The 15,089-nt window shown below is 74.2% G+C and carries 11 protein-coding genes; 7 read left to right on the top strand and 4 right to left on the bottom strand.

Going from position 1 to position 15,089, the window contains the following annotated elements; translation table 11 throughout:
* Position 1 precedes the first annotated feature (1 nt).
* Positions 2-2,884 (top strand): FAD-binding and (Fe-S)-binding domain-containing protein, encoded by a 2,883-nt coding sequence (locus C3492_RS05900; protein ID WP_103810659.1) that lies wholly within the window; start codon positions 2-4, stop codon positions 2,882-2,884.
* Positions 2,885-3,461: 577 nt separating this feature from the next.
* Here the strand turns inward: C3492_RS05900 and C3492_RS05895 are convergent.
* Positions 3,462-4,040, bottom strand: coding sequence for a TetR/AcrR family transcriptional regulator (locus C3492_RS05895; RefSeq protein ID WP_103810658.1), 579 nt, complete (start codon positions 4,038-4,040; stop codon positions 3,462-3,464).
* Positions 4,041-4,341: 301 nt separating this feature from the next.
* Here C3492_RS05895 and C3492_RS05890 point away from each other — a divergent pair, with 301 nt between their 5' ends.
* From C3492_RS05890 to C3492_RS05875, 4 genes are read left to right on the top strand one after another with little or no spacing between them, the layout of a single operon-like run.
* Positions 4,342-4,923, top strand: coding sequence for a (2Fe-2S)-binding protein (locus tag C3492_RS05890; protein WP_103810657.1), 582 nt, complete (start codon positions 4,342-4,344; stop codon positions 4,921-4,923).
* Positions 4,920-5,912, top strand: coding sequence for a xanthine dehydrogenase family protein subunit M (locus C3492_RS05885; protein WP_103810656.1), 993 nt, complete (start codon positions 4,920-4,922; stop codon positions 5,910-5,912). The genes C3492_RS05890 and C3492_RS05885 overlap by 4 nt, the downstream gene beginning before the upstream one ends.
* Complete coding sequence (locus C3492_RS05880) at positions 5,909-8,047, top strand: xanthine dehydrogenase family protein molybdopterin-binding subunit (RefSeq protein ID WP_103810655.1); 2,139 nt, start codon at positions 5,909-5,911, stop codon at positions 8,045-8,047. Before C3492_RS05885 ends, C3492_RS05880 begins: the two co-directional genes overlap by 4 nt.
* Positions 8,040-9,200 carry an XdhC/CoxI family protein gene (locus tag C3492_RS05875; RefSeq protein ID WP_103810654.1) on the top strand — a complete coding sequence of 387 codons (1,161 nt, stop codon included), beginning with the start codon at positions 8,040-8,042 and terminating at the stop codon, positions 9,198-9,200. Before C3492_RS05880 ends, C3492_RS05875 begins: the two co-directional genes overlap by 8 nt.
* A 27-nt stretch (positions 9,201-9,227) precedes the next feature.
* Here C3492_RS05875 and C3492_RS05870 read toward each other — a convergent pair whose 3' ends face one another.
* Entirely contained in the window at positions 9,228-9,476 is a 249-nt protein-coding gene (locus C3492_RS05870) for a hypothetical protein (RefSeq protein ID WP_103810653.1), read from the bottom strand.
* Positions 9,477-9,591: 115 nt separating this feature from the next.
* Complete coding sequence (locus C3492_RS05865) at positions 9,592-10,188, bottom strand: TetR/AcrR family transcriptional regulator (RefSeq protein WP_103810652.1); 597 nt, start codon at positions 10,186-10,188, stop codon at positions 9,592-9,594.
* Between the two features lie 154 nt (positions 10,189-10,342).
* On the opposite strand from C3492_RS05865, the gene C3492_RS05860 reads away from it, so the two are divergent.
* Both C3492_RS05860 and C3492_RS05855 read left to right on the top strand, forming a co-directional pair.
* On the top strand, positions 10,343-11,302 hold the full coding sequence (locus tag C3492_RS05860) for a chlorophyllase (protein ID WP_103810651.1): 960 nt from the start codon (positions 10,343-10,345) through the stop codon (positions 11,300-11,302).
* A 194-nt stretch (positions 11,303-11,496) separates the two neighbouring features.
* Positions 11,497-12,321, top strand: coding sequence for an aldo/keto reductase (locus tag C3492_RS05855; protein ID WP_103810650.1), 825 nt, complete (start codon positions 11,497-11,499; stop codon positions 12,319-12,321).
* Between the two features lie 145 nt (positions 12,322-12,466).
* Here the strand turns inward: C3492_RS05855 and C3492_RS05850 are convergent, their stop codons facing one another.
* Positions 12,467-14,929, bottom strand: a complete 2,463-nt coding sequence (locus C3492_RS05850) for a SpoIIE family protein phosphatase (protein WP_103810649.1) — start codon at positions 14,927-14,929, stop codon at positions 12,467-12,469.
* Positions 14,930-15,089: the final 160 nt, after the last annotated feature.

Below are 15,089 nucleotides of genomic sequence, written 5' to 3'. Positions count from 1 at the left end.
CATGAGCCCCACCGACGCCCCCTCCGCCACCGCGCACGCGGTGGAGCGGCCCGACCGCCTGGCCGAGCTGCTGTCCGCGTGCGTCGACGACCCGGCCAGGGTCACCACCGACGTCCCCCGCAGGGTCGCCGCCGCTCACGACGCCTCGCCGTACCTGTTCACCCCGCGCGCGGTGGTGCGTGCCGTGTCGGCGGCCGAGGTGGGCGCCCTGATGGCCGGCGCCCGCGCCGCCGGGCTGCCGCTCACGCTGCGCTCGGGTGGCACCAGCCTCGCGGGACAGGCGGGCGGCGACGGCATCCTCGTGGACGTCCGCAGCGCGTGGCGCGCCGCCGAGGTCCTCGACGACGGGCTGCGCATCCGGGTGCAGCCGGGGCTGACCGTGCGGCAGGTGAACGCGCGGCTCGCCCGGCACGGGCGCCGGCTCGGCCCCGACCCGGCCAGCGAGTCCGCCTGCACCATCGGCGGCCTGGTCGCCAACAACTCCAGCGGCATGAACTGCGGCACCCGGGACAACGCCTACCGGACCATGGAGTCCCTGCAGTTCGTGCTGCCCTCCGGCACGGTGGTCGACACCGCGCTCCCCGACGCGGACCGGGCGCTGCGGGAGCGCGAACCCGAACTGCACGCGGGCCTGCTGCGGCTGCGCGACCGGGTGCGCGGCTCGGCCCGGTCCCGCGCCACCGTCGAGCGGCTGTTCTCGATGAAGAACACCATGGGCTACGGCCTCAACTCGTTCCTGGACCACGACGAACCGGCGGACATCCTCGCCCACCTGATGATCGGCAGCGAGGGCACCCTCGGCTTCGTCGGGGAGGCCGTCTTCCGCACCGTCCCGCTGCTGCCGCACACCGCCACCGGTCTGCTGGTGCTGCCGGGCCTCGCGGAGGCCACCGACGCCCTGCCCGCGCTGCTCGCCGCCGGTGCCCGCACCGCCGAACTCCTCGACGCGGCGTCGCTGCGGGTGGCGCAGCAGTCCACCGACCCCGTCGACGAGGTGCGCGGCCTGCGCGTGGAGCGGCACGCGGCGCTGCTGGTGGAATTCGCCGAGGAGGACCCCGGGCTGCTGGCGGAGCGGGTGGCGGACGCGCGGCGGGCCCTGGACCGGATGCCCACCGTCAGCGACACCGCGCTCGTGGGCGACCCGCGCCTGCGGGCCCGGCTCTGGCACCTGCGCAAGGGCCTGTACACCGCCGTCGCGGGCGCGCGCCGCCCCGGCACCACCGCGCTGCTGGAGGACATCGCGGTGCCGATGGACCGGCTGACCGGTACCTGCGAGGGCCTGACCGGGCTCTTCGACCGGTACGGCTACCAGGACGCGGTGATCTTCGGCCACGCCCGCGACGGCAACCTCCACTTCATGCTGACCCAGGACTTCGACTCCGCCTCCGAGGTCGAGCGCTACGCCCGGTTCACCGACGCCATGGTCGACCTCGTCCTGGACGCCGGGGGCACGCTGAAGGCCGAGCACGGCACCGGGCGGGCCATGACGCCGTTCGTGCGCCGGCAGTACGGCGACGAGCTGTACGACGTCATGCGCGAGCTGAAGCGGCTGTGCGACCCGCACGCGGTGCTCAACCCGGGTGTGCTCCTGGACGACGACGCCAGCGCGCACCTGCGCAACCTCAAGAGCATCCCGGAGGTCGACCCCGCCGTCGACGCGTGCGTGGAGTGCGGCTACTGCGAGCCGGTGTGCCCGACCGCCGACGCCACCACGACACCGCGTCAGCGCATCGCCCTGCGGCGCGAGATCGCGCTGGCCGCGGCGGCGGGCGACGAGGAGCGGCGGCGCGCACTGGCGGAGGACTACGGCTACGCGGCCGTCGACAGCTGCGCCGCCGACAGCCTCTGCGTCACCGCGTGCCCGGTCACCATCGACACCGGGGCGGTCATGAAACGCCTGCGCGCCGACCGGCACGGTGCGGTCGCACAGCGCGCGGGGAACACGGTGGCCCGGCACTGGGGGACCACGGTCAAGGCCGTACGCGTCGCCCTGAACACGGCCCACGCCGCCCCCTCCCCCGTCCTGCGCACCGCCACCGGCGCGCTCCGCCGGCTCGGGGCGGGCGAGCTGGTACCGGCCTGGACCGACGACATCCCCCGTGGCGGCCCCGCCCGTCCCGCACCCCGCCACCCGGCCGGAGCCCGCGCGGTGTTCTTCGCCGCGTGCATCGGCAGTCTCTTCGCGCCGGAGGTAGGCGGGGAGGGAAGCCCTGACGGGGCGGCGGGCGCGGCCGGGGCCTTCCTGCGCCTGTGTGCGCGGGCCGGGGTCCCCGTCGCCGTACCCTCCGGGCTGGACGGGCTGTGCTGCGGCACCCCCTGGCAGTCCAAGGGGTACACCGCCGGGTACCGCACCATGGCCGCCCGCACCCTGGAAGCGCTGTGGGAGGCGAGCGAGCACGGCCGGCTGCCGGTGGTGTGCGACGCCTCGTCCTGCACGCACGGCCTGGACCAACTCCGCGACGCCCTCCCGGAGTCCGACCGCGCCCGCTTCGCCTCGCTGCGCTTCGTCGACAGCGTCGTCTTCGCCGCCGAGCACCTGCTCCCCGCCCTGCCCGAACCCCGGCGCCTGGGCAGCCTCGCCCTGCATCCCACCTGCTCCACGGTGCACCTCGGCATCGAGACGGCCCTGCGCACCGTGGCCGCGTCGGTGAGCGACGAGGTGACGGTCCCCGACAACTGGGGCTGCTGCGCGTTCGCCGGGGACCGGGGCCTGCTCCACCCGGAGATCACCGCGTCCGCCGTCGCCGCCCAGGCCGCCGAGCTGAACGCGGGCACGTACGACGCGTACGCCTCCTGCAACCGCACCTGCGAGCTGGGAATGACCCGGGCCACGGGCCGGCCGTACCGGCACGTGCTGGAACTCCTCGACGAGGCCACGGCCTGAGGCCGACGCGTCGACACCGGCCCGACGTCGACGCGTCGACACCGGCCCCACCGCAATGGCCTCGCCGCTGCCCGCCGAGCGGCTGCAGGGGCCTCGTCTTCGGGCGCGCGCCGGTTGGAGTGGGGCATGTGGTGGTGGCCTTCCGGCGGCCCGGCCCGGCCCGCGCACGGTGCCGGGAAGCCTGGCTGACGTCGGCGCGGCACCCGCGGCGGCGTCCCTCCCTGCCGGGGGCCGTCGGGGTGTGGCCGCCCTGTCGGCAGCCCCGGCGCGTGCCGCTCTGACGGCGGGCCCTCGGCCACGCGTCGTCGCCCCTCCCCCACCGGTGGCCGTCGGCCACGCGTCGTCGCCCCTCCCCTAGAGGGTCGTCGCCGGCGCAGCCGCTCACCCGCGAGGCGTGCCCGCCTCCGACCGCCCTCCGTGCGACGTCTTACCCAGGGGGCGCGGAGCGCTCGCCCGCCCCCCGGCATCGCCTGCCCAGGCGCCTCGCCGGCCGCGGCACCCTGTGCGCAGTCCAGCGGCGCCGGCCGGGGACGCCCGCCTCAGCCCAAGGCGCCCCGTCGCCCACGCCGCACACCCCTCACCCTCCACGCGCCCCGCTCCGCAACCCGTCCATGACAAGGTCGAGGAGGCGGGCGGCGCGGGGCTGCCAGTCGTCGTGGGGGTCGAGTTGCCACAGGCCCGCTATGGCGAGGAAGAAGTCGTCCGCGGTGACTCCGGGCCGGATGGTGCCCGCTTCCTCGTTGGCGCGTAGCAGGAGTTCCGCCGCGTGGGCCACCGGGGTGGGGGACGGCTTGGCGGGGCCGCCCGGCGCGCCGGTGACCTGGCGTATCGCGTCGGCCAGTCCGGCCTTGGCCATGGCGAACTCGGCGAGCCGGTCCATCCAGGCGCGCAGGGCCTCGTCGGGTGCCCGGCCGGCGAGCAGGTGTTCCGCGCTGTCCGCGACCTGCCGCATCTCATGGCGGTAGATCTCCAGGACGAGTGATTCGCGGTTGGGGAAGTTGCGGTAGAAGGTGCCCTGCCCGACACCGGCCTTCTTGGCGATCACGCTCAGCGGGGCGTCGGCACAGTGCGACAGCTCGGTGAGCGCCACCTCCAGGATGCGCTCGCGGTTGCGCTGTGCGTCCGAGCGCCGGGGTGAGTCCTTCTGCTGCGGCACTCGTCCTCCTCATGGCGTGGCCGAACCTCGCCCTTGCTAAGCGGACAAGTGTCCGTTACGTTTCCTGTGAGCGGACAGTTATCCGTTTACGTTCACCATAGCGGCCGAGGCGGCCCTGCGGCAGTCGCTGGTCGCCCTCACCGGGGTCCCAGCCCCCGGTCCCGCGCACCTTGGCACCCGCACCGTCGCCTCGTCCCTCACGGCACACCGCACGACGCACACACCGCACGACGCACAGCCCGCGCCGCCCACCCCGGCCGCCGGTCCCCCGTCTGTCCTGGAAACGCGAAAGAAGCAGCCCATGGCCTCATCGACGTCCAGTGTCATCACCTTGAAGATCAACGGAGAGAAGTACACACTGCCCGTCGACCACCGCACCACCCTGCTCGACGCCCTGCGCGAGCGTCTCGATCTCACCGGCACCAAGAAGGGCTGCGACCAGGGGCAGTGCGGGGCCTGCACGGTCCTGGTGGACGGGCGCCGCTCGGTCGCCTGCCTGCAACTGGCCGTGGCGGCCGAGGGCCGGGAGATCACCACCATCGAAGGCGTGGCCGACGGTGACCGGCTCCATCCCGTGCAGCAGGCCTTCCTCGACCTGGACGGCTTCCAGTGCGGCTACTGCACACCGGGCCAGATCTGCTCGGCGATCGGGATGATCGAGGAACACGCGGCGGGCTGGCCGAGCGCCGTCACCGAGGACGTCCGCCCCGAAGCGGGACCACCGCCCCTGACCGCCGAGGAGATCCGCGAGCGGATGAGCGGAAACCTGTGCCGTTGCGCCGCGTACGTCTCGATCGTCGACGCGGTGGCCCGCGCGGCCGGGGTCCAGCCGGACGAGGGTCGCGCGCACTCCGCGACGAGCGCCGAGGAGGCCGTGGCATGAGGGAGTTCGACTACCAGCGGGCGCACGACGTCGCCGGGGCCGTCGCCCTGCTCGGCGCCGACCCGGACACCCGCTACCTCGGTGGCGGCACCAATCTCGTCGACCTGATGAAGACCGGTGTCGAGCGGCCCGCACGGCTCGTCGACATCCGCGAACTCCCGCTGGACGAGATCGAGACGACGCCGGAGGGCGGCCTGCGCATCGGCGCCACCGTCACCAACGGCGACCTGGCCGCCCACCCCGAGGTCCGGCGCCGCTACCCGGCGCTCGCGCAGGCGGTGCTGGCCGGTGCCTCCGGGCAGCTGCGCAACATGGCCACGGTCGGCGGGAACCTGCTCCAGCGCACCCGCTGCGGCTACTTCACCGACGTCACCCAGCCCTGCAACAAGCGGGTGCCCGGCAGCGGCTGCCCCGCCATCCAGGGCGAGCACCACAACCACGCGATCCTGGGCGCCTCCGACCACTGCGTGGCCGTACACCCCTCGGACATGGCCGTGGCCCTGACCGCCTTCGACGCCGTGGTCCTGTTCGAGACGGCGGAGGGGCCCGGACAGGTGCCGCTCGCCGACTTCTACCTGCCCGTCGGGGACACCCCGCACCGGGAGACCGCCCTGCCGCCGGGCGCGCTGATCACCGGCGTCACGCTGCCGCCCGCCCCGGTCGCCGCCCGCTCCCGTTACCGCAAGGTCCGCGAGCGCGCCTCCTACGCCTTCGCGATCGGCTCCCTCGCCGCCGCGCTCGACGTCCGTGACGGCGTCGTCCGGGACGTGCGCCTGGCCCTCGGCGCCGTGGCCTCCCGTCCGTGGCGGGCCGCCGCGGCCGAGCGGGTCCTGACCGGCGCACCGGCCACCGCCGAGACCTACGCCGCCGCGGCGAACGCCGAGCTGGCCGCGGCACGGCCGCTGCCGCACAACGGGTACAAGGTGGACCTCGTCCGCAACCTCGTGGTGGCCGTCCTGACCGAACTCGCCGAGGAGACCGCACGATGACCGCCGTCACCACCGGAACACCCGCGCAGGCGCCCTCCGTGGGCACCGGCCATACCCGTGTCGAGGGCAGGGACAAGGTCACCGGAGCGGCCCGCTACGCGGGCGAGGTGCCCTTCGCCGGCCTCGCCCACGGCTGGCTGGTGCTGTCCACGGTCGCCCGGGGCCGCATCCGCGCCCTCGACACCGAGCCCGTCCTCGCCATGCCCGGCGTGCTCGCCGTACTGGACCACCGCAACGCCCTGCGCCTGGAGACCGACTACACCGGTCTGATGGGCATGCGCCCCGACCCGACCTGCGCGGTCTTCCAGCACGACCGGGTCCCGCACCGGGGCTGGCCGGTGGCACTGGTCGTCGCGGAGACGTCCGAGCAGGCGCGGGAGGCCGCCGAGGCCCTCGTCGTGCACTACGAGCAGGAGCCGCACGACGTCGCCTTCACGGGCGAGCGCCCGGACGCGTACCCGCTGGACGGCCACATGCCGGCGGTGACGGAGAAGGGCGACCTCGATGCCGCGCTCGCCGCCTCGCCCGTCGTCGTGGACGCCGAGTACACCACCCCCGAAGAGCACCACAACCCGATGGAGCCGCACGCGGCGACCGCCCGCTGGGACGGCGGACAGCTTGAGGTGATCGACTCCAACCAGGGCGTCACCTGGGTCGCCGGCGAACTCGCGAACCTCTTCTCGCTCGACCCGGCCTCCGTGCGGGTGCGTTCCGAGCACGTCGGCGGTGGCTTCGGCAGCAAGGGCGTCCGCGCCCACCAGGTCGCCGCCGTGATGGCCGCGACCGTGCTGCAGCGGCCCGTCCGGGTCGTCCTGACCCGGCGCCAGATGTTCTCCCTGGCCGGCTACCGCAGCCCCACCACCCAGCGGGTCCGGCTCGGCGCCGACCCCGACGGACGGCTGCGCGCGCTGGAGCACAGCTCCGTCAGCGCCACCTCCACGGTGTACGAGTTCGTCGAGCCGAGCGCCGGGGTGGCGCGGGTGATGTACGACGCCGAGGCCCACCACACCGCCAACCGCCTCGTGCGGCTCGACGTGCCGACCCCGACGTTCATGCGCGCCCCGGGCGAGGCACCCGGGTCGTTCGCGCTGGAGGCGGCGCTCGACGAACTCGCCGAGAAGTGCGGAATCGACCCGATCGAGCTGCGGCTGCGCAACGAACCGGACAAGGGCCCGGTGTCGGGCCTGCCGTTCGCCGGCCGCAATCTGGCCGCCTGCTTCCGGGAGGGCGCCCGCCGGTTCGGCTGGGCGGACCGGGACCCGCGTCCCGGGGTGCGCCGCGAGGGCCGCTGGCTGCTCGGCACCGGTACGGCCGCGGCCTCGTTCCCGGCGGGCGCCGCGCCGTCCACCGCCGCCGCGACCGCGCACCCGGACGGCACCTTCACCGTGCGGATCTCCGCCGCCGACATCGGCACCGGCGCCCGTACCGCGCTCACCCTGGTCGCGGCGGACGCGCTCCGGGTGCCGCCGGAGCGGATCCAGATGCGCATCGGGGACAGCGCCTTCGGCCCCGCGATGATCGCCGGCGGCTCCATGGGCACCCGCTCCTGGTCCTGGGCGGTCCGGGCCGCGGCCGGTGAACTGCGCGAACGGCTGGCACTCGGCGCCGACATCCCGCCGGAGGGCGTCACCGTCCGCACGAACACCGCCGAGGCCATCGCGGCCCTGCCGCCCGCCGAACGGCACTCCTTCGGCGCGCAGTTCGCCGAGGTCGCCGTGGACGTCGGCACCGGTGAGGTGCGGGTACGGCGCATGCTCGGCGTCTTCGCGGCGGGCCGGATCGTCAACCCCCTCACCGCCCGCAACCAGCTACGGGGCGGCATGATCTGGGGCATCTCGATGGCCCTGCACGAGGAGGCCGTCCGGGACCGCGCCTCGGGCGGCCATGTCGGCGCCGACCTCGCCGGCTACCACGTGGCCACCCACGCCGATGTGCCCCGCGTCGAGGCGGACTGGATCGACGACACGGACCCGGACGACCCGGTCGGCATCAAGGGCATCGGAGAGGTCGGCATCGTCGGCGCCGCGGCGGCCGTCGCCAACGCGGTCTGGCACGCGACCGGCGTACGCCACCGTGCCCTGCCCATCCGGCCCGACCGGATCCTGTCGGCCGCCGCGGGAGCGCCGGATGCTTGACCTGGCCGAGGAGCTGCGCCGCTGGACCGAGGAGGGCCGGGAGTTCGCCGTCGCCACCGTGGTGGCGGTCGGCGGCAGCGCGCCGCGCGGTCCCGGCGCGGCCCTCGCCGTCGACAGCGCGGGCACGGTCATCGGCTCGGTCTCCGGCGGCTGCGTGGAGGGCGCGGTCTACGAGCTGTGCCGCGAGGCGCTGCGGACCGGCCGGAGCGTGGTCGAACGGTTCGGGTACAGCGACGAGGACGCCTTCGCCGTGGGCCTGACCTGCGGAGGGACGATCGAGGTGCTGGTCACGCCGGTGGCCGGCGACACCCCCGTACGGACCGTCCTGCGGCCGGCGCTGTCGGCCGCCGCGCGGGGCGAGCCGGCGGCCCTCGCCCGGGTCGCCCGGGGCCCCGCCGGACTCCTCGGCCGGGCCCTGCTGGTCCGGTCCGACGGCACGTCCGAGGGCGGTCTCGGCGGTCGGCCGGAGCTGGACCGGGTGGCGGCGGCGGAGGCTCGTGCCCTGCTGGATGCGGGCCGCACCGGCACGGTGGAGCTCTCCGCGGAGGGTTCGCACTGCCCCGGCGGCCTGACGCTGCTGGTGGAGTCGAACGTGCCGCCCCCGCGCATGATCGTCTTCGGCGCGGTGGACTTCGCGTCGGCGCTGGCCCGGGCCGGCAAGTTCCTCGGCTACCACGTCACCGTCTGCGACGCCCGCCCGGTCTTCGCCACGCCGGACCGGTTCCCGGACGCCGACGAGGTCGTCGTCGACTGGCCGCACCGCTACCTGCGGAGCACCGCGACCGACGCCCGTACGGTCCTGTGCGTGCTCACCCACGACGCGAAGTTCGACGTGCCGCTGCTGAAGGTGGCCCTGCGGATGCCGGTCGCGTTCGTCGGGGCGATGGGTTCGCGCCGCACCCACGAGGACCGCGACCGGCGTCTGCGGGCGGAGGGTCTCACCGAACGGGAGCTGTCCCGGCTCCGCTCACCGATCGGCCTCGACCTCGGCGCCCGCACACCGGAGGAGACCGCCCTGTCCATCACGGCGGAGATCGTCGCCGCGCGGCGGGGCGGGACGGGAGTACCGCTGACCGGCGGGAAGACGCCGATCCATCACGAGGACGAGAACGGGAGCGGCCGCGGGGACGGCGGCCGGGCGGCGGTCGCCTGACGGAGCTCAGGTACGACGCCCGGCCGGTCAACGGTGCCCGGTCGCCTGACGGACCTCGGGTACGGCGCCGGCGCCCGGCCGGTCAGCGGTGCTGGGCGCCGGGGCGAGGACCGGTTCGGTGACGGGGCCGTCGCCGGTCGCCTGGTCGATCGCGGAGAGCAGGTCGTCGGACAGGTCCGCGCCGGAAGCGCCGGCGTGGACCTGCCCGTGTTGGTGGGCGCCTGTGATCGCGGAGGCGGTGGCCGCCGCGACCGCGGGGTTCCGCTCCGCATCCACAGCGCCTGGCCCCGTGGAGTCCTTCCGGCCCGGGGGGAGGTCAGCGTCACCCCGCCGCGCTCCACGGGACCGGCGGTCGCCTCCGGCGAACAGTCGCGCCCGCGAGGGGGGATCCTCAGGACGGCCGCGACGGCTGGAGGCCCTGGAGGAGCAGGGCGACCAGGCGGCGGGGGTCGTAGCGGGGGTCGTCGCCGGAGCCGACGCAGAGGTTGCCGATGCCGCGCATCAGTTCGTACGGCTGTATGCCCGGCCGGATCTCGCCCGCCTCGACCGCCGCGTCGAGCAGTTGCTCGGCGACGGGCAGCAGGCGGTCGAGGAAGTAGGTGTGGAGCGCGGCGAAGCCGCTGCTGTCCGGTTGCGGGGTGTCGGCGAGTCCGTGCTTGGTGACCAGGAAGTCGATGAAGAGGTCGATCCACTGACGCAGCGCCGCGAGCGGCGAGTCGGCGTCGGCCAGCAGGCGCGGGCCCGCTTCGGCGCACTCCTCGACCTGGTGCCGGAAGACGGCGACGACGAGATCGGCCCGGGTCGGGAAGTGCCGGTAGATCGTCCCCATCCCGACGCCCGCCCTGGCCGCGATCTCGCGGATCGGCGCGTCGACGCCGGAGGTCACGAACACCTCGGCGGCGGCGGCCAGCAGCTTCTGCTGGTTGCGCACCGCGTCGGCCCGCCTGCCCGCGGCAGGCGCCGGTCCGGTCTGGCCTGAAGTGGACACCGCTCTGTCTCCTCGCGTTCGCCGCCGATAAGCGGAGCAATGTTCCGCATGCACTTGTGAAGCGGAACGACGTTCCGTATCGTAGCCGTCGCCAAGCGGAACAACGTTCCGTTTTCATTCCGGCCGATGCCGAACACCGAGGAAGGCCGCACCCGTGAGCACACCCGACCCCGCCACCACCGCCACCCCGCCGACCCCCGTACTGTCGTACAGCCCGGTGGTGCTGCCCGTACCCGGACGCCCCGTCGACCTCCAGGTGCGCGTCACCGCACCGGCGACCGGGACCGACCTGCCCGTCATCCTCCTCTCCCACGGGCACGGCAATTCGAACAACCTGTCCTCCCTCAACGGTTACGCGCCGCTCGCCCACCGCTGGGCCGCCTCCGGCTTCGCCGTCGTCCAGCCCACCCACCTCAGCTCCAGGACACTCGCCCACGTGCTCGCCGACGCTCCCGGAGCGCCCTTCTTCTGGCGTTCCCGCGCCGAGGACATGACGCACGTCCTCGACCGCCTCGACGTGATCGAGAACGCCGTACCGCGGCTCGCCGGGCGCCTGGACCACGACAGCGTCGCCGTGGCCGGACACTCGCTCGGCGGCTTCACCGCGAGCCTTCTGCTGGGCGCCCGGCTCACGGACCCCGACGACGGTCGCGACGTGCGCCTCTTCGAGCCCCGGATCAAACAGGGCGTACTGCTGGCCGCCCCCGGCCGGGGCGGGGACGTCCTGAACGGGCCCATGGCCGAACGGCTGCCGGTCTTCAGGACCCTCGACTTCTCCACCATGACCACGCCCGCGCTGGTCGTCGCCGGGGAGAAGGACGACTCGGGGCACTTCACGGACATGGGTCCGGCCTGGCACGCCGACCCGTACCACCTCGCCCCGGCCCCCAAGACCCTGCTCACCCTGTTCGACGCGGAGCACGGCCTCGGCGGGATCGCCGGGTACGACGCCGCCGAGACGACGGACGAGCACCCCGGACGGGTCGCCGCGCTCGCCCGGCTCACCTCCGCCTACCTGCGCAGCGCGTTCAGCCCCGGCGACAGCGCGTGGCGGGACGCACAGGACGCGCTGGCCACCGGCCCGCACGCGTTCGGGCGGCTGGAATCCAAGTAGGCGCACACCACCGAACCGCTTGCGTTTGCACTTATACCGCGTCCGCAAATATTGTCGACGACCGTAAGGCGTGTGCGCATGGATCGCCCGCGCCTGGAAAGTACACGGTCGCTCTCGGACGACGCGACGAGGGGTACCCGGACGGGACGCCTCGCACCCGGTGAGCGGCGCACCTCCGGAAGGACGGCACAGCCATGAACGCGATCCCGAACGTGACGCTGAACAACGGCATCGAGATGCCGCAGCTCGGCTTCGGTGTCTTCCAGGTCCCCGACGACGAGACCACGGCGGCGGTCGCCACCGCGCTGGAGGCCGGGTACCGCAGCATCGACACGGCCGCGATCTACGGCAATGAGCGGGGCGTCGGCCGGGCCATCGCGGAGTCCGGCATCCCGCGCGGCGAACTGTTCGTCACCACCAAGCTGTGGAACGAGGACCAGGGCCACGACGCGACCCTCGCGGCCTTCGACGCCTCCCTCGACAAGCTCGGCCTCGACTACGTCGACCTCTACCTCGTCCACTGGCCCACCCCGGCCCGCGACCTCTACCTCGACACCTGGCGGGCCTTCGAGAAGATCCTCGGCGAGGGCCGCACCCGTGCCATCGGCGTCTCCAACTTCCAGGTGCCCCACCTGGAGCGGCTGCTGGCCAACACCGGCGTCACGCCCGTGGTCAACCAGGTCGAGCTGCACCCCGGCCTCCAGCAGCAGGAACTGCGCGCCTTCCACGAGCGGCACGGCATCGCCACGGAGGCGTGGAGCCCGCTCGCGCAGGGCGCGGTCCTCGGCGACCGGGCGGTGGCGGACCTCGCCGCGAAGTACGGCGTGAGCCCCGCGCAGGTCGTGCTGCGCTGGCACCTCCAGATCGGCAACATCGTGATCCCCAAGTCGGTGACGCCCGAGCGCATCCGGCAGAACCTGGACGTCTTCGGCTTCGAGCTGACCGACGAGGACCTGCGGAGCCTGGCCGCGCTGGACCGTGGCCTGCGCACCGGTCCGGACCCCGACACGTTCAACTGAGCGCCGTACCGCCCCGCTACGTGACGGGCATCGCGCACGTCCCGTCGCTCCATGTCCCCCTGGGCGTCCTCATGTTCGGCCTGAGCACACTCGCGCTGGGCCAGGCACTCACCGCCCGCCTGCCGGCCCGCTCCGGCCCGCTGTCTCACGGGATCTCCTGTTCCGCCCAGATGATCTTTCCGTCCGGTGTGTACCGGACTCCCCAGCGATGGGCCAGTCGGGCCACCAGGAACAGCCCCCGGCCGCCCTCGTCCGTGCTGCGGGCGTGCCGCAGCCGTGGGGCGGTGCTGCTGGCGTCGGCGACCTCGCACGTCAGGCGGGCGTCGCGCAGGAGGCGCAGACGGATCGGCGGGGCCGCGTAGCGGATCGCGTTGGTGACCAGCTCGCTCACGATCAGTTCCGTCGTCATGGCCAGGTCCCCGAAGCCCCACACCTCCACCTGGCGGGCGGCGCGGGTCCGGACGTCGGCGACGGCGGCCGGGTCCGCCGGGACGACCCACGAGGCCACCTGGTCGGGCCGTACCGCGTGCGTACGGGCCAGGAGCAGCGCGATGTCGTCGGACTGGGGGCCCGAGGCGAAGCGCTGGACGGTCGCCCGGCACAGGGTGTCCAGGTCGGTGCCGGGCCGGGCCAGGGCCTCGCCGAGCCGGGCCATGCCCACCTCCATGTCGCGGTCGGCCGCCTCGATCAGTCCGTCGGTGTAGAGGCCGAAGACGCTGTCCGGTGGCAGTTCGATCTCGCCGGTCTCGAATCCGAATCCGCCCAGCCCGAGCGGCGGACCGGCGGGCGGGGTGGGGAAGTCGACGCGTCCGTCCGGGGTCACGAGGACGGGCGGCGGATGGCCGGCCCGCGCCATCGTGCACCGCCGGGTGACGGGGTCGTAGACGGCGTACAGGCAGGTCGCGCCGAGGAACGCGCTCGCGCCGTCGTCCGCCGCCCCCTCGCCGGTCTCCTCCTCGCTGAGCCGGAGCACGAGGTCGTCGAGGTGGGCCAGCAGGTCGTCGGGCGGCATCTCCATGTCCGCGAGGGTCTGTACGGCGGTGCGCAACCGGCCCATGCCCGCCGCGGCGGTGATGCCGTGGCCGACCACGTCGCCGACCACGAGTCCCACGCGGGCGCCGGACAGCGGGATCACGTCGAACCAGTCGCCGCCGACCCCGCCGGTCGGGTCCGCGGGCAGATAGTGCGAGGCGACCTCCAGCGCGGTGCCGCCGCTCAGGGCGTGCGGCAGCAGACTGCGCTGGAGGGTGACGGCCGCCATGTGCTCCCGGCTGTAGCGGCGGGCGTTGTCGACGCACAGCGCCGCCCGCGCCACCAGTTCCTGGGCCACCAGGACGTCGTCGGGCTGGAACGAGACCGGATTGACCGAGCGTACGAACGTGGTGAGGCCGAGGACGGTGTTCCGGGCCCGCATCGGCACGGAGATGAGGGAGTGCAGTCCGAACTCCCGGATGCTGCCGACCCGGTCCGGCTGCTCCGCGATCCAGAGGTCGTCGGACGGGTCGAGCACCGGGACGAGCGTGGGCTCACCCCTGACGAGCATGCCGGGGTCGCGCGGCGGAGGGAGGAAGTCCACCCGGTCGCCGATCCGTGCCACCGCCTCCGGGCAGCCCTCCCGCACCGAGCTCATCCCGGCGCGGCGCATCACCGGCCGCGCCGACGCCGGTCCCGCGTCGGTCAGCCACGCCCCGTGTCCCGCCGTGCTGAGGACGGATTCCAGCAGGTCGACGACGACGAAGTCCGCGAGGCGGGGCACCGCGAAGTCGGCCAGCTCCTGGGCCGTGCGCACCACGTCCAGCGTCCTGCCGATGCTGGTGCCGGCCTCGTTGACCAGCGACAGCAGCTGGCGGGCGTTCCACCGCTCGGTGACGTCCAGGACCATGTAGCAGACGCCGGTGACCGACTCGTCCGCGTCCACCAGCGGGAAGAAGGAGGTGGAGAAGGCGTGCTGGCGGTGGGGGTCGGACCAGCTCCATCCCACGTACTCGTAGTCGGTGACCGGGACCCCGGTCTCCACGACCTTCCGCATCAGCCCTTCGAGGGTGTCGGTCTGGAGCCCGGGCAGCAGCTCGCTCAGCCGGCGCCCGAGCCGCTGTTCCCGGGGCACGCCGCCCAGGCGTTCCAGGGTGTCGTTCAGCCACACGTAGCGCAGCTGCCGGTCCACCACCGCCATGCCGACCGGCGAGCGGGTGAGGAACCCGTCGAGGACCGACTGGCCCACGGACCACCGCTGCCGCCGCTCGCGCGCCGAGAGCAGGAAGCACTCGTCGCCGCGGATGCGGAAGACGGCGGACACCCGGAGGTCGACCTCCATCCGGTGGCCGTCGCGGTGCCGTACGGGGACGAGGCCGCTCCATCCCATGCCGGCCCGGCACCGTTCGGCGATGCCGGCGATGCGCACGGGGTCCTCCGGAACGGCCGCCAGGCGCGCGGCGGACCGGCCGACGGCCTCCGCCGCCGGGTAGCCGAGCAGGTCCTCGGCGCCCCGGGTCCAGCCGAGCACGATGCCACGGCCGGAGAGCACGACGGCCGCGTCGGAGGACGCGTCGAACAGGTCGCGCGCGGCGGCGGGCGTGGGCGGATCGGAGCCGTTCAGCGCAGGATTCATGGGTTCCGTCCTTTACATGACTATGGTCCTGCTTGTCCGGTTGATGCGCACGGTCCGGGGTCTGAAGGGGGCCGCCACCCGGGTTCGCTGACGTGGCCGGGGCATCACGGGGCTGTGTCGCCCCCGCGGAGGACCGGAGGGAGCATGGAAGGAACCGGGT

The sequence above is a fragment of the Streptomyces sp. Ru62 genome (assembly GCF_002920615.1).
GTDB lineage: Bacteria > Actinomycetota > Actinomycetes > Streptomycetales > Streptomycetaceae > Streptomyces.
The sequence above is the reverse complement of the archived record's forward strand: the minus strand, read 5'-3'. Positions and strand labels throughout refer to the sequence as shown.